Source organism: Shigella sp. FC1661 (genome assembly GCF_001712525.1).
GTDB lineage: Bacteria > Pseudomonadota > Gammaproteobacteria > Enterobacterales > Enterobacteriaceae > Escherichia > Escherichia coli.
The window spans coordinates 1-1,484 of sequence record NZ_MDGW01000323.1 but is presented as its reverse complement, the minus strand read 5'-3'; the positions used below and the strand labels follow the sequence as shown (position 1 = coordinate 1,484).

General features: G+C 35.0%; 2 protein-coding genes and 1 pseudogene. 2 read left to right on the top strand and 1 reads right to left on the bottom strand.

Annotation, left to right across the window (positions count from 1 at the left end; translation table 11 throughout):
* Nucleotides 1-138: insA N-terminal domain protein (locus BFF42_RS16935; protein WP_001645659.1), on the bottom strand; the 138-nt coding region annotated here is incomplete at its 3' end.
* Between the two features lie 199 nt (nucleotides 139-337).
* Here BFF42_RS16935 and BFF42_RS16930 point away from each other — a divergent pair.
* Nucleotides 338-1,362 (top strand): annotated as a pseudogene (locus tag BFF42_RS16930) (SopA family protein); the annotation flags it as partial.
* 56 nt (nucleotides 1,363-1,418) lie between these two features.
* Nucleotides 1,419-1,484, top strand: a 66-nt coding sequence (locus BFF42_RS16925) for an IS1 family transposase (RefSeq protein ID WP_096257578.1), incomplete at its 3' end; no start/stop codon positions are given.

The window sequence follows — 1,484 nt, the reverse complement described above, 5'->3', positions numbered from 1 at the left end:
GGTGTAAGTGAACTGTAGTTGCCATGTTTTACGGCAATGAGAGCAGAGATAGCGCTGATGTCCGGCAGTGCTTTTGCCGTTACGCACCACGCCTTCAGTAGCGGAGCAGGAAGGGCATCTGATGGAAATGGAAGCCACGCAAGCACCTTAAAATCACCATCATACACTAAATCAGTAAGTTGGCAACATTACCATTTTTTATAGTACTTCACTTCTTCTTCACTAAGAATGTCCATTATCTCAATGCCTTATCAGAGATTCTTTTCCTTTCGCCGGTAGTGTCTGGACGCTCAGGCTACTTTTCCAGGTTATTTTATTTCTGTATTACAGAGGTTTTATGATAGGTCATATCACAAATTCTGGTGGCAATAACTCTTTGATGAAACATGATGTGGTTCAAGGAAATAATATAGTAGATCTTGATTTACTACGTAATTTCAATGGGGTGACAGGTTTAAACAGAGATAACTTTATTTATATCAGTGATATATTTTTAAATATAAAACAACGGAACGAAAAAATCATGCAATAAATATGTTACGTGAAGTCTCAATTAGTAATGATACTATAAGTGTAAAATTCTACAGAAATGAAAAAATAGAATGCGCTTGTAATCTTCTGATGGATAAAGATGCGCAGGGGTATATCGACCTGTCTGATTTTGATGTAACAAATTGTCATTTTAAAGGTGACGTTATTTCTAAGGTGTCTTTTTTATCATCAAATCTACAACATGTAACTTTCGAATGTAAAGAAATTGAGAATTGCAATTTTACTAAGGCAACAGTTGATAATGTTATATTTAAATGTCGACGTTTACACAATGTGATTTTTCTCAAAACGAGTGGCGAATGTGTTGATTTTAGCCAAAATATTCTTGATACAGTTGACTTCTCGCAGAGTCAACTTGGTCATAGTAATTTTCGCGAATGTCAGATTAGAAATTCAAACTTCGATAATTGTTATCTTTACGCTTCGCACTTCACCAGAGCAGAGTTTCTGTCTGCCAAAGAAATATCATTTATTAAATCGAATTTGACAGCTGTTATGTTTGATCATGTGCGAATGTCGACAGGGAATGTTAAAGATTGCATTACAGAACAATTGGAATTAACTATTGATTATTCAGATATATTTGGGAATGAAGATCTCGATGGTTATATCAATAACATTATAAAAATGATTGATACATTGCCAGATAATGCAATGATATTGAAATCCGTTCTGCCAGTAAAACTGGTTATGCAATTAAAAATTCTTAATATTGTTAATAAAAACTTTATTGAGAATATGAAGAAAACATTTAGCCATTGTCCTTATATAAAAGATCCAATTATACGCAGTTATATCCATTCTGGTGAAGGGTGATGCTGCCAACTTACTGATTTAGTGTATGATGGTGTTTTTGAGGTGCTCCAGTGGCTTCTGTTTCTATCAGCTGTCCCTCCTGTTCAGCTACTGACGGGGTGGTGCGTAACGGCAAA